General features: G+C 52.5%; 19 protein-coding genes. 8 read left to right on the top strand and 11 right to left on the bottom strand.

From position 1 onward, the window contains the following. The first annotated feature begins 133 nt into the window (after positions 1-133). From ahpF to WHR59_RS17125, 5 genes are all read left to right on the top strand, one after another. On the top strand, positions 134-1,699 hold the full coding sequence (ahpF, locus tag WHR59_RS17145) for an alkyl hydroperoxide reductase subunit F (protein ID WP_213733187.1): 1,566 nt from the start codon (positions 134-136) through the stop codon (positions 1,697-1,699). 223 nt (positions 1,700-1,922) lie between these two features. Next, positions 1,923-2,477, top strand: coding sequence for a TorD/DmsD family molecular chaperone (locus tag WHR59_RS17140; RefSeq protein WP_080625567.1), 555 nt, complete (start codon positions 1,923-1,925; stop codon positions 2,475-2,477). Then, entirely contained in the window at positions 2,474-4,750 is a 2,277-nt protein-coding gene (locus tag WHR59_RS17135) for a molybdopterin-dependent oxidoreductase (RefSeq protein WP_047412742.1), read from the top strand. The genes WHR59_RS17140 and WHR59_RS17135 overlap by 4 nt, the downstream gene beginning before the upstream one ends. Then, positions 4,747-5,304 (top strand): 4Fe-4S dicluster domain-containing protein, encoded by a 558-nt coding sequence (locus tag WHR59_RS17130; RefSeq protein WP_003022094.1) that lies wholly within the window; start codon positions 4,747-4,749, stop codon positions 5,302-5,304. Before WHR59_RS17135 ends, WHR59_RS17130 begins: the two co-directional genes overlap by 4 nt. Beyond that, entirely contained in the window at positions 5,304-6,071 is a 768-nt protein-coding gene (locus WHR59_RS17125) for a dimethyl sulfoxide reductase anchor subunit family protein (protein ID WP_338843322.1), read from the top strand. Before WHR59_RS17130 ends, WHR59_RS17125 begins: the two co-directional genes overlap by 1 nt. A 69-nt stretch (positions 6,072-6,140) precedes the next feature. Here the strand turns inward: WHR59_RS17125 and uspG are convergent, their stop codons facing one another. Together uspG and rnk are read right to left on the bottom strand one after the other, a co-directional pair. After that, entirely contained in the window at positions 6,141-6,569 is a 429-nt protein-coding gene (gene uspG / locus WHR59_RS17120; protein WP_003022101.1) for a universal stress protein UspG, read from the bottom strand. A 183-nt stretch (positions 6,570-6,752) separates the two neighbouring features. Further along, a complete protein-coding gene (gene rnk / locus WHR59_RS17115) occupies positions 6,753-7,163 on the bottom strand; it encodes a nucleoside diphosphate kinase regulator (protein WP_005120853.1) in 411 nt (136 codons plus the stop codon). 275 nt (positions 7,164-7,438) lie between these two features. Here rnk and WHR59_RS17110 point away from each other — a divergent pair, with 275 nt between their 5' ends. Further along, the gene (locus WHR59_RS17110; RefSeq protein WP_043015554.1) at positions 7,439-8,269 is read left to right on the top strand and encodes an alpha/beta fold hydrolase; all 831 of its coding nucleotides are present in this window, start codon (positions 7,439-7,441) and stop codon (positions 8,267-8,269) included. A gap of 64 nt (positions 8,270-8,333) precedes the next feature. Here WHR59_RS17110 and rna read toward each other — a convergent pair whose 3' ends face one another. From rna to citC, 8 genes are all read right to left on the bottom strand, one after another. Further along, a complete protein-coding gene (rna, locus tag WHR59_RS17105) occupies positions 8,334-9,140 on the bottom strand; it encodes a ribonuclease I (protein WP_043015555.1) in 807 nt (268 codons plus the stop codon). 110 nt (positions 9,141-9,250) lie between these two features. Continuing rightward, positions 9,251-10,714, bottom strand: coding sequence for a citrate/succinate antiporter CitT (gene citT, locus WHR59_RS17100; RefSeq protein ID WP_043015556.1), 1,464 nt, complete (start codon positions 10,712-10,714; stop codon positions 9,251-9,253). A gap of 25 nt (positions 10,715-10,739) precedes the next feature. Then, on the bottom strand, positions 10,740-11,645 hold the full coding sequence (gene citG, locus WHR59_RS17095; RefSeq protein WP_043015557.1) for a triphosphoribosyl-dephospho-CoA synthase CitG: 906 nt from the start codon (positions 11,643-11,645) through the stop codon (positions 10,740-10,742). Next, positions 11,614-12,168, bottom strand: a complete 555-nt coding sequence (citX, locus tag WHR59_RS17090) for a citrate lyase holo-[acyl-carrier protein] synthase (protein ID WP_338843321.1) — start codon at positions 12,166-12,168, stop codon at positions 11,614-11,616. The genes citG and citX overlap by 32 nt, the downstream gene beginning before the upstream one ends. A 3-nt stretch (positions 12,169-12,171) precedes the next feature. After that, entirely contained in the window at positions 12,172-13,704 is a 1,533-nt protein-coding gene (gene citF, locus WHR59_RS17085; RefSeq protein ID WP_043015559.1) for a citrate lyase subunit alpha, read from the bottom strand. Between the two features lie 9 nt (positions 13,705-13,713). Then, complete coding sequence (locus tag WHR59_RS17080; RefSeq protein WP_338843320.1) at positions 13,714-14,622, bottom strand: aldolase/citrate lyase family protein; 909 nt, start codon at positions 14,620-14,622, stop codon at positions 13,714-13,716. Next, positions 14,619-14,915 carry a citrate lyase acyl carrier protein gene (gene citD / locus WHR59_RS17075; RefSeq protein WP_003831276.1) on the bottom strand — a complete coding sequence of 99 codons (297 nt, stop codon included), beginning with the start codon at positions 14,913-14,915 and terminating at the stop codon, positions 14,619-14,621. Before citD ends, WHR59_RS17080 begins: the two co-directional genes overlap by 4 nt. Continuing rightward, a complete protein-coding gene (gene citC, locus WHR59_RS17070; protein WP_047412710.1) occupies positions 14,912-15,988 on the bottom strand; it encodes a [citrate (pro-3S)-lyase] ligase in 1,077 nt (358 codons plus the stop codon). The genes citD and citC overlap by 4 nt, the downstream gene beginning before the upstream one ends. Positions 15,989-16,377: 389 nt before the next feature. Here citC and dpiB point away from each other — a divergent pair, with 389 nt between their 5' ends. Next, on the top strand, positions 16,378-18,039 hold the full coding sequence (dpiB, locus tag WHR59_RS17065; protein ID WP_080625563.1) for a sensor histidine kinase DpiB: 1,662 nt from the start codon (positions 16,378-16,380) through the stop codon (positions 18,037-18,039). Beyond that, positions 18,008-18,688, top strand: coding sequence for a two-component response regulator DpiA (dpiA, locus tag WHR59_RS17060; protein WP_003831279.1), 681 nt, complete (start codon positions 18,008-18,010; stop codon positions 18,686-18,688). Before dpiB ends, dpiA begins: the two co-directional genes overlap by 32 nt. A 112-nt stretch (positions 18,689-18,800) precedes the next feature. On the opposite strand, the gene dcuC is transcribed toward dpiA, so the two are convergent. Beyond that, positions 18,801-20,186, bottom strand: a complete 1,386-nt coding sequence (dcuC, locus tag WHR59_RS17055) for an anaerobic C4-dicarboxylate transporter DcuC (protein ID WP_087053032.1) — start codon at positions 20,184-20,186, stop codon at positions 18,801-18,803. Positions 20,187-20,488: the final 302 nt, after the last annotated feature.

The following is a 20,488-nucleotide window of genomic DNA, read 5'->3' as shown; positions in this document are numbered from 1 at the left end:
ACACGAAATTCTTGCGAATTAATTCTTAAGCGGGTGCGTCGTGCCCGTTTTATTCCAACACCATGATGCAAACGTATTCAGACTGCCTGAACGAGGCCGCTTGCATGATGATGTTTTCAGAGAGGGAAGAAGAATGCTCGACACAAATATGAAAACCCAGCTCAGGGCTTACCTTGAGAAACTGACCAAACCTGTTGAGCTGATTGCTACGCTGGATGACAGCGCTAAATCGGCAGAAATCAAGGAACTGCTGACTGAAATTGCTGAACTGTCAGAAAAAGTCACCTTTAAAGAAGACAATACTCTGGCGGTACGTAAGCCATCGTTCCTGATTACCAATCCCGGTTCTTACCAGGGGCCGCGCTTTGCCGGTTCTCCGCTGGGCCATGAGTTTACCTCTCTGGTACTGGCGCTGTTGTGGACTGGCGGTCATCCGTCAAAAGAGGCGCAGGCGCTGCTGGAGCAGATCCGCGATCTCGACGGTGATTTTGAATTTGAAACCTATTATTCGCTCTCCTGCCATAACTGTCCGGATGTGGTACAGGCGCTGAACCTGATGTCGGTATTGAACCCACGCATCAAGCATACGGCGATTGACGGCGGTACATTCCAGAACGAAATCACCGATCGCAATGTGATGGGCGTTCCGGCGGTATATATGAACGGCAAAGAGTTTGGCCAGGGTCGTATGACGCTAACTGAGATTGTCGCGAAAGTGGATACTGGCGCAGAAAAACGTGCGGCCGAAGAGCTGAATAAGCGCGATGCCTACGATGTGCTGATTGTTGGCTCCGGTCCTGCGGGAGCGGCTGCGGCGGTGTACTCTGCACGTAAAGGTATTCGCACCGGTCTGATGGGCGAACGCTTTGGCGGTCAGGTTCTTGATACCGTTGATATTGAAAACTACATCTCGGTACCGAAAACCGAAGGCCAGAAACTGGCGGGCGCGCTGAAAGCACACGTTGATGATTATGATGTTGATGTGATCGACAGCCAGAGCGCAAGCAAACTGGTTCCGGCGGCGCAGGAAGGCGGTTTGCACCAGATTGAAACGGCATCCGGCGCGGTGCTGAAAGCGCGCAGCATTATCATCGCCACCGGCGCGAAATGGCGCAACATGAACGTTCCGGGCGAAGATCAGTATCGCACCAAAGGCGTAACTTACTGCCCGCACTGCGACGGCCCGCTGTTTAAGGGTAAGCGCGTGGCGGTGATTGGCGGCGGTAACTCTGGTGTTGAAGCAGCTATTGACCTCGCAGGCATTGTTGAACATGTGACGCTGCTGGAGTTTGCTCCTGAAATGAAGGCTGATCAGGTGCTGCAGAATAAGCTTCGCAGCCTGAAAAACGTCGACATCATTCTGAATGCGCAAACGACAGAAGTGAAAGGCGATGGCAGCAAAGTCACTGGTCTGGAGTATCGCGACCGCGTGAGTGGCGATGTTCACAGCGTGGAACTGGCAGGTATCTTTGTACAGATTGGTCTGTTGCCAAACACCAATTGGCTGGAAGGTGCCGTTGAACGTAATCGCATGGGTGAAATCATCATCGATGCCAAATGTGAAACCAGCGTGAAGGGCGTTTTCGCCGCCGGTGACTGCACCACCGTACCGTATAAGCAGATCATCATCGCGACCGGTGAAGGCGCGAAGGCCTCGTTGAGTTCGTTTGATTATCTGATTCGCACGACAGTAGCATAAAAAAAGTAAGACTCACCTGCAATGCCAAAACCGCCAGTCATCCGCTGGCGGTTTTTTATTTCCACGCTCTCATATTGTCAATTCTTGAAACAATTAACCGCATAAAACATTCACTTAATTAGTCTGATCATTAGTTTTATCAAAGAAAGATTAGACGTTTTCTTTATTATATTAACCTGCATTATGTTTTCATTTGTTGTATGAATAAATGGTTGGTTAATTCATGGGTGAAATATATGAAACCCTGACGATCTTTGAATCGACAGGGTTGTTGTTGCGTGATTTTTTTATTTCTCACGATAGTCACACGCTGAAAGCGGCTTATTCAGCTTTGGATACAAATGCCTCGACGCTAACAGAGCAGGAGTGGCTGGAAGCAGAGTACGACTTCAATGCGCTATTTGTCGGGCCACAAACGCTAAAGGCCGCGCCATTCGCTTCGGTTTATCTCGAAGAAGATGCCCTCGTAATGGGTAAATCAACGCTGAGCATGCGGGAATTTATGGCAAACATAGGTTTGTCTATAAGCCATGTAAATAACATTCCGGATGATCATATTTCCTGTGTATTGGAATTGGCGGTTTTATTATCGGCTAATGCCAGAACATCAGCAGAATACCAGGTCGCCCTTACTCGATATGTAATTGAGTATATAGCGATGTGGGTGCCCGAGTATATAGAAAAAATAAATATAAATGCACAGACCGCCACGCTGAAAACCGTCGCGGAAAGGTTGTCTTCTTGGCTTGATGAATTAAACACGAGAGTATCAATATGAGTAATGAACCGGGAATTCTGAACAGACGTTCATTTTTGAAAGGCTTAATTGCCCTTGGAACAGTGGCTGCCCTGCCAGGGGGATTGCTGACTTCACGCTGCGCATTGGCGCAACCGCCCATTCCGTTTAACCCCAAAACCTACAAAATTTCTCGCAACGCCTGTCCGCGTAACTGCTATGACACCTGTAGCCTGAAAACCTGGGTCAAGGATGACGTTATCACCTTTGTGGAAGGCGCGCCTGAGTCAACGTTTACGCACGGAACACCGTGTGTAAAAGGTCTGACTTATCCTCGCCGGGTATATAGCCCGGATCGCATTAAATATCCGATGATTCAGGATGTTCGTGGCAGCGGTAACTGGCGTCGTATCTCCTGGGACGAAGCAATGCAGCGCATTGCAACCAAGATGCTGGAGATCAAAAAGAAAGACGGCTCAATGCTTGGGCTGGCGCTGTCAAAATACTCAGGCAATCTTGGGGTGATGGGCTATGCCGTTGAAGGGATGATGTCTTCGCTGGGTTACACCACCCGTTTTGCCGGGACGCCTTGCTGGCCAGCGGGTATCGATGCCCAGAACTACGACATGGGCGACATGTGGTGTAACGACCCGGAAGATTTTGTTAAAGCAAAATACATCATCATCTGGGGCGCTAACCCGGCATGGTGCTCTATGCACACCATGAAGTACATCTATCAGGCGCGGGAGAAAGGCGCAAAAGTGGTCGTTATCGATCCGCTGTTAACGCAAACCGCCGCGAAAGCCGATCTCTATTTACGTGTTCGTCCAGGCTCTGATGGCGCCCTGGCGCTGGGCATGGCGCGCCACCTGGTGGATAAAGGTTTGGTGGATCAGAATTTCGTCACTCACTATTCCCACGGATACCCGGAATTCGAAGCGTATCTACGCAACAGTGTGACCGTAGAGTGGGCTGCTGAAATTTGCGGTCTGTCGGCGGATGTGATTCGCCAGTTGGCGGAAGAGTTTACGGCGGTTAATCCTGCCACCGTGTGGATTGGCTACGGCATGCAGCGCCATGTTAACGGCGGCGCTAACGTACGTGCGATCGATGCCTTTGTGGCGATGACCGGCAATATTGGTATTGAGGGCGGCGGCGCTCGCTACGGCCATCTGCAGACATGGGGCTATAACTACCACGGAATGATGCAAAAGCCTCCTGCAGGTTCTGTCGGTATGAAAGGCGCTGGTGGTCCGGTGGGCGAGTTTGTTAGCGATAGCGGTGAGAAGAGCGAATACTCCGATCGTGCACTGAACATCAACCAAACGGCGCAGGGGATCCTCGACGCCAGTGAACCGCCGGTACGTATGCTGTGGGTGGCCTCTAAAAACCCATTTGCTCAGGATTTCGACCGCAACAAGATGATCAAAGCGTTTGATAAACTGGAAATGGTGGTTTGTGTCGACCAGTTCTTCAACGAAACCGTCCAGCATGCGGATATCGTGCTGCCCGTCACAACAACTTTTGAGCAATGGGATGTCTCTTCGTCCTATTGGCACTATTGGTTATCCGTCAACGAACCGGCTATTAAACCGCTGTATGAGTGCAAGAGCGATCCTGAAATTGCGGCGTTGTTGTCCAAAACCATCAATAAACTGGAACCCGGTTCATGTACCTTCCCGCAGGAGTTTGATGCCAAACGTTGGTTGGATCAGGAATTCAATGAGGGAATGGGCAAACAGTTCGGCATAGCGGGCTGGAATGACCTGCTGGAAGGACCCCGCAAAGCAAAAATGGTCAGCAGTGCAGCCTGGTTCGATCGCAAATTCAAAACGCCGTCAGGCAAGTATGAGTTTAAATCAGAACGCTGCGCGGAAAACGGTCACACGGCTTTGCCTGAATATAAAGCGGGTGCGCAGGGGGCGCTGCCGTTCCACCTGTTTACACCTCACCTGCAGTATGGTCTGCACTCGCAGTTTGTCAATCTGGACTGGATGCAGGTTTTCTGGCCAGAACCCTTTGTCTATATCCACCCGCTTGCTGCGCAGAAAAAGGGCATCACAGAGGGCGCTCACGTCAAAGTTTTCAACGAGGCGGGTCATGTTGAGCTGCGCGCCAAAATCACCACCAACGTGCCGGAAGATTTTCTTGTGATGTACGAGTCCTGGTTCAATAAGCTTAGTTACAACGTACAGAATGTGGTTAAAGATACGCCAGCCGATATGGGGAAAATGGCGACAGGCGCACCTGGTGCGGCCATTCACAGTCAATTTGTAGATATTACTCTGTCAGGAAATGAAGGAGCAGCGGCATGAGACGCGCGTTTTTAGTTAATAGCGATAAGTGCATCGGCTGCCGTGGCTGTGCGATGGCGTGTAAAAGTTTTAACCAGCTGGAGCCAGAACGTTTCTGGCGCTATGTCTACCCGCTGGATAAAGAAATTTATCCGCATGAGGAGCGAGCGTTCTACTCGCTGGCCTGTAACCACTGCGAAAATCCGGCCTGCCTGGCAGCTTGTCCGGTAGAGGCGTACACCAAACGTGAGGATGGCGTTGTCGTGCATAACCCGGAACGTTGTATCGGATGCAAAAACTGTATCCGCAACTGTCCATACGGTGCGCCGCGCTTTAATGAAGAAACGAAAAAAGCGGAAAAATGCAGCATGTGCTACGAGCGTCTTGATGTTGGCATGCAGCCGGCGTGCGTGAATGCCTGTCCGGTAGGTGCGCTGACGCTTATTGACCTCGATGCCGATCCGATACCTGACAATGCGGTGCAGTATCCGCCGGGATTCCCGCGTATGCCGCAGCTTAATCCTGGCACGCGTTTTATCCTCGCGCGTCAACCGAAGCAACCGGAGGGCAAGTAATGGAAAAGTATGAACTTCCTCTGGTTATTTTTACCGTCTTGAGCCAGATGTCGGTCGGTATAACGCTCATTCTGACGCTGCGCGCGTTGCAAGGAAAACTGGAAAGCAAACGCCTGTACTGGTTGGTTAGCGGGCTGATTCTGGCGGCTGCTTCCGTGGCGGCGGTATTGCACCTTGCGCATCCGGATCGCGCTTACAACGCCCTGATCAACCTGCAGCACGCCTGGCTTAGCCGTGAAATTCTCGGCGCAACGTTATACGGCGCGGCGGTGGGCGTGACGTTTTTGGCAAAAGGGCATAAAGTGTCGGCGGTTCTGGCTTCTGTTCTCGGGATCGCACTGGTGGCGGTTCAGGGGATGACCTATGCCGCCCCGGCAATGGTGGCGATCGCCAACGGTCTGACAATGCTGCTGTTTTTCATTACGGTGTGGGTGATGGGCTGCGCGGCGATTCCGCTGCTTAACCTCGCGCCTGCCGTTGCCGCATTGCGCCAGGGAATTATCGTTTGTATGGCGGTTATGTTTACCGCGCCTGTTATCTGGCTAAGCGGCGGCACTATCATGCAGATGACGGCGCATGCCTGGCTGACGTCGCCGCTTTATCTCGCAAGCCTGGTGTGTCTGGCGGTGGCCTTTGCGCTCAGCCGCCAGGGCGAGCGTCGTGCAAAAGCGCTCTTTGTCCTGCTGTTTGTTGGCGTATTCCTGAGTCGTCTGACGTTCTTTGGCGATACGGTCAGCACTATCGTCAATATCGGTCATTTGTACTGATCGTGAGGTAATAAAAACCCCTGTCAGGCGTTAACCTGGCAGGGGTTTTCTTTAGTAACGGTGAGGCTGTTAACGCACGACCAGCACCGGCAGCGTCGCGTGGCGAACTACGCTGGAAGCATTTGAGCCGAGCAGATGGGTGCTGATTGATGGGTTACGCGATCCAATGACGACCACATCCGCATTCAACTCTTCACCCAACTCGTTGACCACGTCACGGACGCTGCCAAAGCGGACGTGTTGTTTAATACGGGAAGGATCGATGCTGAAGTGACCAACCATCGTTTGCAGACGGGTTTCCGCTTCGTGTTGCAGATGCTCTTCAAAACGACGGACATCGGCCGCAAAGCGGTGCAGGCTTAAGCTCGCTGAGCCTGGCAGCACATGCAGCAGATGGATAACCCCTTTATCCTGGGCCAGAAATTCTGCATGGCGAATAGCCTTGTCGCTCAGTTCCATTTCGAATACATCAACAGGCATTATGATTGTGTTGTACATAAACATTCTCCTTGTCATTACATGAACACATAACAGCATAGTATTAAAAATGATTCTGTCAGTCACGACACAGATTTATGTTTTGCGAACAGGAAAGAAAGCGAGGAGCAGGGAAATCTAACCGGAAAGAGGATGCGGATGCATCCCCTGTAAGATAAAGCGCGTGGCTTTGATAAGACAGAGTTAGCGCAGGTAGTCGCCTGCAGCTTCAGGCTGGTACTCAAGCTCGATGACTTCGAGGTGCGTTGAGGTCCCGCCAGGCAGTTCCCAGTGAATAGTGTCGCCAACGCGCAGGCCCAGAAGTGCAGCGCCGACAGGTGCCATTACCGAAAGCTGTGTGCTGCTGTCAGTCATATTGGCCGGATACACCAGGGTACGCACACGGACTTCGCCATCACTCAGATTGCGGAATTTCACGCGGCTGTTCATGGTTACGACATCGTGCGGCATGGTTTCTGGAGAACACATTTGGGCACGATCCAGCTCGGCGTTCAGGGCGTCGGCAATCGGTAAACCAGCAAACGCAGGTTGCTCCAACAGGCGGTCAATGCGTTCCGCATCGAGGTCGTTAATGATGATAGTTGGTCTGGACATTTATTACTCCATGTCGTCGAAACTGCGGGTGCGCAGGTAAATAATCCCAAAAGAAAACCCTCACCGTCAGGCGGCAAGGGTTTAGCTTTTATGATGATACTGAGACTTACCCCATGTTTGAAGTGATTTAGTTCACATTCAGGTAAATCATCAATTTTGTCGCGTATGGTGTGATTTTAGCCGAAAAACGTGATCGTTCTCCAATTTGCATTATGCTTTTTAAGCGCTCGCTACGGGCGCGTCAAACAACTCAGTGTTCCGCGACAGGAGATCTCATGAGCGAGTACGACAAACTTACCTTGAAAGACGGCAGCTATTTGCATTTTAAAGACTGGGGAAGTGGACAGCCTATCGTCTTCAGCCATGGTTGGCCGTTGACGGCAGATGCGTTTGAAGATCAGATGCTGTTCCTCGGGTCGAAAGGATTTCGTGTAATCGCCCATGACAGGCGCGGCCATGGGCGTTCGGCTCAACCCTGGGATGGCCACAATATGGATCAGTATGCTGACGATCTGGCTGAACTGACCGCGCATCTCAATCTTAAAGATGCTGTTCATGTCGGACACTCTACCGGCGGTGGGGAAGTGGCGCGCTACATAGGTCGCCATGGAACGCAGCGGGTGGCAAAAGCGGTGTTAATCGGCGCGGTGACGCCCATTATGATCAAGACCGACTTTAATCCAAATGGCGTGCCGAAAGAGGTGTTTGATGGCATCCGTGAAGGGGTGATAAACGATCGCGCTGCCTTTTTCTATGAACTGACCGCAGCATTCTATGGCTACAACCGCCCGGGTGCGAACGAGTCAAAAGCCGTTCGCGAAAGCTTTGTTGAACAGGGCTTACAAGGTTCCATCAAAGCGTTGTACGACTGTATTCACGCGTTTTCAGAAACCGACCTGCGTGAGGACCTCAAAAAAATGACCATTCCGACGCTGGTTATCCACGGTGATGACGATCAGATTGTCCCGTTTGAAACCTGCGGAAAGGTCGCGGCGGAAATACTGCCGGACTCGCAGCTGAAGGTGTATGTCGGCGGCTCGCATGGTATTTGCACCACCCATAAACAACAGATCAACGGCGATCTGCTCAACTTTATTCAATCGTAATCTTTTGAGAACGTATAACGCTGATCCGCCCGATGGGGGTCAGCGTTATGCCCGGTCGCGAGTTTCAGTATCCCACTTTATCGATAATAAACTGTTTACCGCAGTTACCCGGATGCGGCTGCGGTAAGAATGACTGTGGGGATAACGTCTGGTTGATGGTGTCTGCCTTCAGGGACAACTGGATCTCGGTGAGATACGCCGGATTGCCGTGGCAGCTTAGCTTCACGGCTTTGATGCTCTCTTGGCCCCAGCTTTTGGCGATGGCGGCGTCAAATGCGCTACGGCTGACGGTTTTGCCGTAGTTTTCCGCCAGGAATTTGCCCGCGTCACTGTTCTTAACCTCGTTATTCAGCCGTACCATCGTGCCGAAATACTCGTCGGGATCAAAGCCGAAACAGGCGCCATGTTTGGCATACTCGTAACGTTCCAGACAAGTTCTCCCGCCTGCGCCGGGCATTACGGCGCTGAGTTTTGCCGCGCTTTCCAGCGACAGCCCGGTTTCGGGGGCCGCGCATTTACGGCTGGCGCGCGCTTCAGGCAGGTTGGGAATAGGGCGAGTCGCGCAGCCAAAGCGCATCCAGCGGCGGTTGTCTACTCCACGGGCGGCGATGGATTTTGGCAGGCTGGGCCATAAACCGTGAACGGTCAGGAAATCTGCTTTGTTCGCGCTCTCTTTTTGCAGACGACATTCGTCAGGCTCCTGACGATTACGCTCGTGTTGACTCTGACAAAATCCGGTTTGCCAGGAGAGGGCCAGCACGTAGCTGTCAAAATCAGCGTACTGTTTTGCCAGAAGTTCATCGGCCTGAGCCGCAGAAACGGGCAGCAGGAGTGCTGCCAGCAACGAAGAATAACGCCATGTTGATGTCATGATGATTTCGGATACTTATATAAATTCTGAATATCATCTATTTAATCATAAAAAATGCCAGTCAGGTTTAGCTGACTGGCATCATTTTCATCAGGCGTGAACCAGGATGATTAGCTCCACATTGCCAGAATCGGCCAGCCGACCAGCAGAAGCATAGAGATGTAGATAACGCCGAAGATAGCACCCAGACGCCAGTAGTCTTTGGACTTCACATAACCACAGCCGTAGATGATAACGCCAGGGCCCGTTGCATACGGAGTCAGACAGCCCATGATACCGATAGACAGTACCAGCAGGATACACAGGTGTTCCATTGGAACGCCCGGGATGCCTTTACCGACGGCCAGAATAACCGGCAGCATGGTGGCAGTGTGTGCGGAAAGGCTGGCAAACAGGTAGTGAGCAAAATAGAACACCAGCACCAGAACGATCACGGTCGCGTTAGGCGAGAAGCCTTCCAGGTGCGTGCTCATGGTGTTGGCGAACCAGTCGATGAAGCCTGAACGGGTTAAACCATTCGCCATAACGACCAGCGTGGCGAGGTTGACCAGGGTGTTCCATGCGCTGTTATAGCGGGTAATGTCTTTCCACGGTACCACGTGCAGCGCCAGCATCAGGGAAACGGCGAGCAGGCCTACTGCGGTTGCATCAATCAGTTTACCGCCGAAGACCCACAGACCCAGGCTGAGCAGAACCAGACCGATCAGGGTCAGCTCTTTGCGCGTCAGTTTACCCATGGTTTTCAGTTCATCACCGGCCCATGCGGCAACTTCAGCACTGTGAGTGACTTCTGGCTTGTACAGAACATAGGACAGCCACGGAGCAACGATCAGCAAAATAATACCCACCGGCAGGAAGCTGAGGAACCATTGCAGCCAGCTGATTTGAATACCGGCAATTTTGTTGACGAATTCCAGACCCAGCACGTTAGGCGCAGCGCCGGTAACGAACATAGAGGAGCTCAGGCTGGTACTGATGACCATCATCCACATCAAATATCCACCGATACGGCGCGCGGAAGGATCGTTCGGGAATGACTTAAACAGCGGCGGCAGGTTTTTAATTACAGGGAAAACGGTGCCACCGGTACGCGCGGTGTTGGACGGTGTAAACGGCGCCAGCAGAATGTCGATGATAACAATCGCATAGCCCAGCGTCAGGGTACGTTTACCCATGAATTTCACCAGGAACAGTGCGATACGACGACCCAGACCGGTGACTTCATAACCCAGTGCGAAGATAAACGCACCGAACACCAACCACACGGTGGTGCTGGAGAAGCCTGCCAGACCCCATTTCAGCGCTTGCTTACCCGCTTTAAACGCCGGGTCGGCCAGTTCGGAAGCATCAAACAGCAGATAGTTGCTGCCGATAACGCAGATCGTGACGGCGATAAAGCTGATCGCTGTTGCCGGAATTGGCTCAAGGATCATACCGACGATCATCGCTACAAATACAGCAAAGTAGTGCCAGGCCTGTGGGGGCATTCCATCGGGTACAGGGATAAGAAACATGACGCCCATTACAACCAGCGGGGCCAATAACTTCCATATTTTATCTTTTGCTAAAGACATGTGTGTGATTCTCCGGAAAGGATCTTTAATTGTGATAATGATGAACTTGTGAAATCTGAGCTAAGAACCAGGTGACGATCAGCAGATCGGCGCAGCCTCCAGGACTGAGGTTGCGTTCAATGCACTGTTGGTCGAACTGGCGCAGGTATTCGAGATCGGCAGGGGTGCGAACTCCCCCTTGCTGCAACAGGGAGGTGGCCTGCTGCTGTAGCCAACGCAGACCTTCTGCGCCGCCACGTGAAGCCACGTTGGTGTCGCCGTTGATAGACATCAGCAGCAATAATGTGTCGAGTAACGCCAGTTCAGGGTCGCGGCCCTGAGTCAGCAGTGCGCGGTAGTGCGGCAGGGCATGCTGGATGACTAGCGGGTACCCCGCTTCGGCTTCGCCCCGTGCGCCGGTTAATCCCAATTGCTGATAAAGACGTTGGCCAGCCGTGAGTTGTTGATTGTTCTGGCGCAGTTCGCGCTCGGTCAGGCCACGGCAAAATGTTGCTGCCGTAGAGCAAATGGTTTCAGCGGTGACAGTCAGTTGGAGCTGGTGTAGGCGGCCAATGGCGGCGCACAGCAGCCCCAGTGAAAAGATGCTCCCTTTATGGGTGTTTACCCCGGCGGTGGCGCGAAACATATCGGCTTCGCAGGCCATGCCCAGCGGACGCAGTCCTTTCAGCACATCTTCAGGTGACAGCTGCGCGCTAAACGCCCCATATTCAATAAAACGTGGCAGCCACGCCTGAATCGCTTCAGCGCTGCGATGAAAATCTTCCAGCGCCATATCTTTATGCGCGCCGTTGTTAATACGATCCACCAGACCGGGTTTGGGCGACAGGTTGACTTCAGTCAACATAGCCCGCCACGCAAGCGTTGCGTAAGCATCAGGCAGATCCAGAGGAAGGACTGCGTTATTGGTTGATGTTGCGGGAATCGGCATCATGCAGCAGTGCCTCCATCTGAGAAAGTAAGTCGGAAAGCGCGTGGGTTTTACCCCGAGCACAGTCGGCAGCACTTTGCTCGCACAACAGACAGCGGCGGGCAGGGAGTGCGAAATGACGCCGGGACAGAATTTCCCCCACAGGGGTCAGGACATCGATGTCCCATAACCGTCCCAGCGGGTGTGAATGCTCAAGTTCAATCGTGGCGAGCTTGAGGTCGTGGGCCGGAGCCTCAACAGACAAAAGACCTTCCGGACCGCTGGCAGAAACCAGCGCCGTTTGCTCCCTGACAATCCAGGCGGATTTTTCCGCCAGCGCGAGCAGGGCGGTGACGCCGTGATTAAAGATGCGACGAGTTAATTCGCTGTCTTTAATCGGACCCGGTGCGACCACGGTAAACGAGACCAGCGCCGCGTGGTGGCGGGTCAGCCAGGCATGTTGCCTTGCTTGCCTCTCATCACGGCTGGCGAGCAGCTCGGGAATAGAAACCGCGTGTTGGGTGGCGTGTTCAGGGAGCAGGTGCATGGCTTATTCCTTCACCTGATGCACAACGTCAATCACCGAGCCATCGCGGTAACGCACAACGGCAATCACGCGGTCGGTAAAGTCGATAGCGCGTGGCTGACCGGTGAGCTGCTGTGCGCGTTCGCGCAGCCATTCAATGGACACCACTTTCATACCGGCTTCTTTCAGACGTTCTGCCAGTTCTGGACGCGCAGGGTTAACGGCGATACCGTGGTCAGTGACCAGAATGTCAACACTGGAGCCTGGCGTTACGCAGGTCAGCACGTTATCAACCAGCGTCGGGATGCGCCCACGAACCAGCGGAGCGACGATGATGGAAAGCGCAGCCGCAACCGCGGTATCGCAGTGACCACCGGATGCGCCGCGCAGTACGCCGTCAGAACCGGTCAGTACGTTCACGTTGAAGCTGGTATCAACTTCCAGCGCGCTCAGCACCACGACGTCCAGACGATCGACAGATGCGCCTTTCGAGCCCCAGTTGGCATACTGGTTAGCGCTGATCTCAATGTGGTTTGGGTTGCGGGCCAGAGACTCCGCCGCGTTACGGTCAAAGCTCTGTACGTCCAGCAGTTTGCGGATCAGGCCTTTTTCGTGCAGATCAACGATGGTCGCGGTGATGCCGCCCAGCGCAAAGTCAGCGCGGATATCGCGGCTGCGCATTTTGTCTTCCAGGAAACGTGTAACGGCCAGAGAAGCGCCGCCGGTTCCTGTCTGCAGTGAAAAGCCTTCATTGAAGTAACCGGAGTTAGCAATGACGTCTGCCGCACTTCGGGCGATTAACAGTTCACGCGGGTTGGTGGTCATGCGGGTCGCATCGGCACCGATTTTGTCCGCATCGCCGACCTGGTCGATCTGCACGATCAGATCCACCTGATCTTGTGTAATGCTGGCCGGGTTATGCGGATAGGTCAGCAGCTGTTCAGTCAGCAGGACAACCTGTTTCGCGTTTTCGGCATCGACGCGGGCATAGCCCAGTGAGCCGCAGCACGCTTTACCGGTATAACCGTTGGCGTTGCCAAACGGGTCGCAGGACGGTACGCCGAGGAACGCCACATCAATGCTGAGTTCGCCGCTTTGTACCAGGTGTACACGGCCGCCGTGGGAGTGAATCTGTACCGGCTCGGCCAGCAGGCCACGTGAGATCTCTTCCGCCAGCGGACCACGCAGGCCGGAGGTATAAATACGGCTAACCACGCCCTGGCGGATGTGCTCAACCAGCGGAGCATGGCAGTCGCTCAGGGAGCTGGAGGCCAGCGTCAGATTTTTAAAGCCCATACTGGCGATGGCGTCCATCACCAGGTTAATCGTCAGATCGCCGCCGCGGAAAGCGTGGTGAAAAGAGATGGTCATGCCGTCCTGTAAACCGGAACGGCGAATGGCGTCTTCCAGGTTAGCGCACAGCTTTTTGTCGCGCGGTTTTTGCGCCTGCAGTTCTACTTTTGCGGTGCTCTGATAAGCGGAAAGCTCACTTTCTGCATGACGGCTCCAGGTCGCCACGCGATCCTGGCGTTGAGACTGTTCGATTTTCTGCGTCATTTTTTTGCCTTATTCTTCGCGAATGCCGGAAAGTTCTGCACGGGAGATAACCAGAAGGGCGCGCTCGATAACCGGGCTGTCGACCATTTTGCCGTTCAGGGAAACTACGCCACGGCCTTCGCGAGCGGCGGCTTCAGCGGCTTCTACCACCAGGCGCGCGTGAGCCAGCTCTTTACGCGTCGGGGCGTACAGGTTGTGCAGGAGTTCGATCTGGCGCGGGTTGATGAGCGACTTGCCGTCAAAACCCAACTGCTTGATGTGTGAGGCTTCGTGCAGGAAACCTGCTTCGTTGTTGGCATCGGAATACACGGTGTCGAACGCCTGAATGCCGGCAGAGCGTGCCGCCTGCAAAATAGAGCAGCGGGCAAACAGCAGTTCAGTCCCTTCCGGGGAGCGTTCAGTGCGCAAGTTACGCACATAATCTTCCGCGCCCAGGGCAATACCGATCAGGCGCTCGGAAGCGTGGGCAATTTCTACCGCACGGGTAATGCCTAACGGCGATTCAATAGCGGCTAACAGACCAGTGCTGCCGAGTTCACGGCCACAGGCTTTCTCGATACGCAGGATTTCGCTTTCGATGTCGATAACATCCTGCGCGGTATCGGTCTTCGGTAAACGCACGATGTCTGCGCCGCCACGTACCACGGCTTCGAGATCGTTAATGCCCCATTCGGAGTCGAGGGCGTTTACGCGCACGATAGTTTCAACGTCGTGATACAGCGGATGCTGCAGCGCGTGGTACACCATACGACGAGCAGTATCTTTCTCGCGCAACGCGACGGAGTCTTCGAGGTCGAACATCAGCGCATCTGCCGGGTAGATGAACGAGTTGCTGACCATGGCGGCATTGGCACCCGGTACGAACAGCATGCTGCGGCGGGTACGGGTTTTACGTTGCTGCAAAGATTCGCTAATCACTGGCAATCCTCCCATGGCAGTGCCGGAATACCGCCAGCGCGGGCCAGTAGTGCTTCCAGTCGCGCACGTAAAATGCAGTCCAGTGCGCCTTTATCATCAACATTTAATTGCACGCCGCGTACGTTGTAGCGGGACAGAACGTCCAGGATGGTGGCCCGAATGGCATCACCGAACTGCTTTTCGACGCTACTGTTAACCTGCAGGTCAATATCCTGCGAATCGAGCGGGGCGATGCGAATCATCACATCACCGGACTCGAGTGTGCCTGCGACGGCTGCCTGGTTTATTTTCATTTTTCACCTGTTGCTAATGCGGGGGTATTTTGGCGGACTGCCGCACCCGATGAGGCTCGCTCAACCATGCTTTGCAGATAATGCAGCGTGGCGTCAGGGACCAGGGATGCGATAGCCGTGAGATCTTTTTTAACCAGCAGCTTGCGCACCCAGGAGGCGGAAATCGGCATCTCCTGGAAGCACAGCCGCTCAATTTCCACCAGTTCAATCGGTGGGGCGGGAAGCGTTGGGGTCTCCAGCCAGTAGCGCATATCATTGTTGTACTGGGAGGTGACGGTGCAATACGGCTCCGTACCGACGAAGCGGTGCGTAACGCCGAGAGCCGGGGCCAGATACTGACGGAAGATTTTCAGGTCTATTTCGGTGTAGCAGTGGTTAATAACGCTCTGCTCTTTGATGAAGTAGCACGGGAACGTGGCGCGGGAAATGATGTATTCCGAACCGCGATGTACGGTTAAACGTGGAATGTCTTTGGTCCCTTTAAGCACCAGATCCAGTCGGTCTTCATACGGAAAACGCGAGGTATCTTCTTTCACCAAAAACAGATGCAGCCAGTCGCATTGCGCGGCCGCCTGTTGGATCAGAAAACGGTGTCCGTTGGTGAAGGGGTTGGCGTTCATGACGATACAACCAATTTTTTTCCCTTCACGACGCTGTTTCGCCAGTGATTCTGCATAGCGTTTCAGACGTGTGGTGCTGTTTTCCATGAGCACCATAATGCCGGGGACGCTGGTCAGAGTAGAAAAACCACACTGCTTAAACAGCGACTCGTACTCGGTTTTTGTATAGATGAAGAGGTGCGTACAGTGGCGCTCATAGGCGAGGTTGATTAACTCGGTCGCCAGCGTCAGCGCTAAGCCTTCACCCCTTACGGATTCGCAGATGGCGACGCATTTTATGATATTGCCGGCAATGCCGCCGCAGGCGATCAGGCGGTCATCACGGGTAACGGTGATAAATACTTCGACGGTGGTATCAACGCTCAAATCATTCTCTTTCAGAAATTGCGCGATAGCCGCCATCTTTTTATTTTCTGAGCGTTTAACTTGCGTGAATATATTATTACCGAACATAGTAAATAGAGCCCCGATGCTATATTTGTTACTGGGTTTCTGTTTTTGTTGCCCTGTTTAGCAACCTGATAACGTTTTGTTTGCAATTGAAGGGGGTGTTTTTTTATTACGACGTATTTCTTTTTTCCCCTGCTGCATACATCGTAAGGAGTATTTTGGAGGTAATTTTTGATTTATTTCACAATAAGTTAGAAGGTTTTAATGTGTTTTATGGTTTTAAGTTTTTTAATTAATTTAACTCCGAAATAGCGTGTGGTTTTAATTTGTTTAATTGATTTAAGGTGGGGAATCTGCAACGATCCTGTTTTATACCGTGACTTGTAAATAAAACATTTTCATTACAACTACAATAAAAAATAAGTTTCGGATAACGTCGCTGAGGAAGAAATATGGCAAAGCAGAAAAATAAAACACGGTTTCCTTTTTTTCGCAGTCTGGCGTTTCCACTGCGTATCTTTCTGCTTATTTTGGTCGTTTCTGTTTTTATTATCGCCGCGTTAGCACAATACTTCACCGCCAGCTTTGAAGATTATCTGGCAACGCATGTCCGCGATATGGCGATGAATCAGGCCAAAATCATCGCCTCTAACGACAGTATCATCACGGCGGTGAAGCATCGTGATTACAAGCGTCTGGCGACCATTGCCGATAAACTGCAGAGCGGGACAGACTTCGACTATGTGGTTATCGGAGATACCCACTCTATCCGTCTTTATCATCCGAATCCGGAAAAAATTGGCTACCCGATGCAGTTCACGAAACCCGGCGCGCTGGAAAAAGGGGAGAGTTACTTTATTACCGGCAAAGGGTCAATCGGGATGGCGATGCGTGCCAAAACGCCCATCTTTGATGACGATGGCAAAATCATTGGCGTGGTCTCAATTGGCTATCTGATCAGTAAAATTGATAGCTGGCGCTCTGACTTCTTACTCCCAATGGCAGGCGTGTTTATCCTGCTGTTGCTGGTACTTATGCTGCTCTCCTGGTTTTTTGCCGCCCATATTCGACGGCAGATGCTGGGGATGGAGCCCAAGCAAATCGCGCGGGTGGTGCGTCAGCAGGAAGCGCTATTTAGCTCGGTGTATGAAGGATTGATCGCCGTGGATCCTGATGGGTATATCACCGCCATAAACCGCAGCGCGAGGAAAATGCTGGGGCTGTCTTCGCCTGGGCGAAAGTGGCTGGGAAAACCGGTGAGTGAGGTGGTTCAGCCGGCTGACTTTTTCATCCAGCAGATTGCGGAACAACGACAGGACGCGATGGTGAACTTTAATGGCCTGAGCGTTATCGCTAACCGTGAGGCGATTCGCTCCGGCGATGAACTGCTTGGGGCAATCATCAGTTTTCGTAGTAAAGATGAAATTGCTACCCTTAATGCGCAATTAACGCAGATCAAACAGTATGTAGAGAGCCTGAGGACGCTGCGTCATGAGCACCTGAACTGGATGTCGACCATTAACGGCCTGCTGCAAATGAAAGAATATGATCGGGTACTGGCAATGGTGCAGGGGGAGTCACAGGCACAGCAGCAACTGATTGACAGCCTGCGCGGCGCGTTTGCCGATCGTCAGGTAGCCGGTCTGTTATTTGGCAAGGTGCAGCGCGCGCGGGAGTTGGGCCTTACCATGACCATCGTTCCAGGCAGCCAACTGCATCAACTTCCCGAGGGGCTGGACAGCACAGAGTTTGCAGCAATTGTTGGCAATCTGCTTGATAATGCATTTGAAGCGAGCTTGCGCACCCAGCAAGGCAACAAGGTCGTCGAGCTCTATTTAAGCGATGAAGGAGATGACGTGATCATCGAAGTTGCCGATCAGGGATGCGGTGTACCGGAAGCATTGCGTGAAAAAATATTTGAGCAGGGTGTGAGCACCCGTACCGATGAACCCGGTGAACATGGCATCGGTTTGTATCTGATTGCAAGTTATGTGAGGCGCTGTAACGGGGTGATTACGCTCGAAGATAACTCCCCTTGCGGCACCTTATTTTCTTTATTTCTTCCGAAAGTGAAAAAAAATAATGACGGAACCATTAACGCTGTTGATCGTTGAGGATGAAACGCTACTGGCGGAAATGCATGCTGAATATATCCGCCATATACCGGGCTTTAGCCAGATATGGCTGGCGGGTAATCTTGCGCAGGCGAGGATGATGATTGAGCGTTTTAAGCCCGGTCTGATACTGCTCGACAACTACTTGCCGGACGGCAAGGGAATTACGTTGTTGCATGAGCTAACCCAGGCGCGATATCCGGGTGGCGTGGTGTTTACCACGGCGGCCAGCGACATGGAAACGGTCTCCGAGGCCGTGCGCAGCGGCGCGTTTGATTATCTGGTCAAACCTATCGCTTACGAGCGGTTGGGGCAGACGCTTACGCGGTATCAACAGCGCAGACGCATGCTGGCAGGCAATGACAGCGCCAGTCAAAAGCAGATTGATGAAATGTTCAATGCCTACGCGCGCGGCGAGCCGAAGGGCGATTTGCCGACCGGGATTGACGCCTTAACGCTGAATGCGGTATTGAAATTATTTGCCGATCCGACGGTACATCATACTGCGGAAACGATCGCCCAGGCGCTTACTATCAGCCGTACCACCTCCAGACGCTATCTGGAGTATTGTGCCAGCCGCCATTTGATTATTGCGGAGATTATTCACGGGAAGGTAGGCAGGCCGCAGCGTATTTATCACGGCGGCTAAATGCTGATTTCTGACGTAGGCCGGATAAGATGCTTTAGCATCGCCATCCGGCAACGGGTTGAAATGCCGGATGCGGCGTAAACGCCTTATCCGGCCTACATTTAACTGAGTGTCAGCCGCCAACGACGGACGAAGAAGAGCCAGGTACCATCACTTCAGTGGCGATAATCACCACCAGCAGTCCAACCAGGACCGGAACCGAGGTACGTTTCACCACTTCGAACGGAGAAATCTTTGCCATCCCTGCGACAGCCACAACCACGCCGGAGACCGGGGAAATTGTGCGCCCAAGGTTTGATGCCTGCAGCATCGGGATAACAAGATAAGCCGGGTTAATGCCGGAAGAATGTGCCAGCTTAGGGATCATCTCAACGAAGGCATAGAACGGGGCGTTACCGGAGCCTGTAGTCATTGCTGCCAGCATCGTCAGGATCACCAGCACCATCATCAGAATAATGCTTGCTGAGCCAAACGAGGTAGCGATAGAGATCAGACTCTGGATAAAGCCGATTGTGCTCAGACCCTGGGCAAAAACCCCCGCCGCGACTAACAGCATTACCACGTTAGCAAAGGCATCCGCCATGCCACGGTAGGCGACTTCCAGGCCAGAGAAAACCTTCTGGGTGTTGAATCCGCGAACGAACTCCAGGACCGCAGCGATGAGCATGCACAGCACCAGAATTGTAATAATATGCAGCTGTGGACCCCATTTACCATCGAAAATCAGGACGCCAACGATCGGGGTAAACGGCAGGATTGCGTAAAACGAAGGGGCGGTAGTGGTGATTTCAGCCACATCTAACATTTCATGAGAAATGTTCTCTTTTTTATCCAGATAACGCTGCCAGAAAAAGTGGGCAATCGCCATAGCAATGATGGCGGCAATGGAAATGGGCAGCGTGGTTTTAAACGCGAAATCGATCAGCGGCATTTCCGCGGCTTTGGCAGCCAGCACCACATCACCGGATGTAGGAGAAAGGATGATTGCAGCGGGGGAGGCACAAATGGCCGCTGCGGCGCCACGGCTGATCCCAACGTTAACCATCACCGGGAACAATGTTGCCATCAGCAATACGCCCAGACCGGTTGCTGAAGAAACCGCCAGGGACATCAGGCAGGCGACAAAATAGGCGGCAATCATCAACAGATAAGGTGAGTTGATATATTGCAGCGGTTTGGAGGCCAGCTTAACTACCATATCGTTCGCGCCAATATGGGTCATATAGGCGGCAAAACCACACAGCATCATAATCATCATGCCGAGATCGCCACCGCGGCTCATCAGCAAAATTTTAATATATTCAACAATGTCTGTTGCCGTATAGCCCGTCGTTGCTGCGCTGGAAGGCAGAACTTTATGACCCATCAGCGCACTGATAATCAGTAAAACCAGACCGCCAACAAACAGTACGCCTGTCGCGGAATAACCTTTAATGATGTAGCGCGCTACACCCACAATAACCACAACTCCAATAAGGAGTTCAATAAATGTCAACATTGTTTCCCCTGTCGCATTGCTGCCCAGAAAGTAAAAAAACTAAAAAAAGTAAAAAGTGGTGACAGAATGTGCCTAATAAACAGATAACTCTTGCTGATTGAAATCAATAAAAATACGGATTCAAGCGATGGCTAAGCCATTTTTTCAGCATCGTGGTTAAAAAAGAATCTCACAATAAAAAACTGTGAAGCGCGGCGTTGGTGTGTCTGTTTTGTGGTAATATTGATAATTAATTGTTATTTTGTTGTTGTCTTATTTGACGTTTTCTGGAGGGAAGAGCTATTTATTGGCAATAAAGAGAA

The sequence above is a fragment of the Citrobacter europaeus genome, from assembly GCF_037482245.1.
Lineage (GTDB): Bacteria > Pseudomonadota > Gammaproteobacteria > Enterobacterales > Enterobacteriaceae > Citrobacter > Citrobacter europaeus.
This window is presented reverse-complemented; position numbering and strand designations above follow the sequence as displayed.

Excerpts from the sequence above, each read along its gene's own strand:
- ahpF (WP_213733187.1), top strand. The coding sequence starts at position 134 with ATGCTCGACACAAATATGAAAACCCAGCTCAGGGCTTACCTTGAGAAA.
- WHR59_RS17140 (WP_080625567.1), top strand. The coding sequence starts at position 1,923 with ATGGGTGAAATATATGAAACCCTGACGATCTTTGAATCGACAGGGTTG.
- WHR59_RS17135 (WP_047412742.1), top strand. The coding sequence starts at position 2,474 with ATGAGTAATGAACCGGGAATTCTGAACAGACGTTCATTTTTGAAAGGC.
- WHR59_RS17130 (WP_003022094.1), top strand. The coding sequence starts at position 4,747 with ATGAGACGCGCGTTTTTAGTTAATAGCGATAAGTGCATCGGCTGCCGT.
- WHR59_RS17125 (WP_338843322.1), top strand. The coding sequence starts at position 5,304 with ATGGAAAAGTATGAACTTCCTCTGGTTATTTTTACCGTCTTGAGCCAG.
- uspG (WP_003022101.1), bottom strand. The coding sequence starts at position 6,569 with ATGTACAACACAATCATAATGCCTGTTGATGTATTCGAAATGGAACTG.
- rnk (WP_005120853.1), bottom strand. The coding sequence starts at position 7,163 with ATGTCCAGACCAACTATCATCATTAACGACCTCGATGCGGAACGCATT.
- WHR59_RS17110 (WP_043015554.1), top strand. The coding sequence starts at position 7,439 with ATGAGCGAGTACGACAAACTTACCTTGAAAGACGGCAGCTATTTGCAT.
- rna (WP_043015555.1), bottom strand. The coding sequence starts at position 9,140 with ATGACATCAACATGGCGTTATTCTTCGTTGCTGGCAGCACTCCTGCTG.
- citT (WP_043015556.1), bottom strand. The coding sequence starts at position 10,714 with ATGTCTTTAGCAAAAGATAAAATATGGAAGTTATTGGCCCCGCTGGTT.
- citG (WP_043015557.1), bottom strand. The coding sequence starts at position 11,645 with ATGATGCCGATTCCCGCAACATCAACCAATAACGCAGTCCTTCCTCTG.
- citX (WP_338843321.1), bottom strand. The coding sequence starts at position 12,168 with ATGCACCTGCTCCCTGAACACGCCACCCAACACGCGGTTTCTATTCCC.
- citF (WP_043015559.1), bottom strand. The coding sequence starts at position 13,704 with ATGACGCAGAAAATCGAACAGTCTCAACGCCAGGATCGCGTGGCGACC.
- citD (WP_003831276.1), bottom strand. The coding sequence starts at position 14,915 with ATGAAAATAAACCAGGCAGCCGTCGCAGGCACACTCGAGTCCGGTGAT.
- citC (WP_047412710.1), bottom strand. The coding sequence starts at position 15,988 with ATGTTCGGTAATAATATATTCACGCAAGTTAAACGCTCAGAAAATAAA.
- dpiB (WP_080625563.1), top strand. The coding sequence starts at position 16,378 with ATGGCAAAGCAGAAAAATAAAACACGGTTTCCTTTTTTTCGCAGTCTG.
- dpiA (WP_003831279.1), top strand. The coding sequence starts at position 18,008 with ATGACGGAACCATTAACGCTGTTGATCGTTGAGGATGAAACGCTACTG.
- dcuC (WP_087053032.1), bottom strand. The coding sequence starts at position 20,186 with ATGTTGACATTTATTGAACTCCTTATTGGAGTTGTGGTTATTGTGGGT.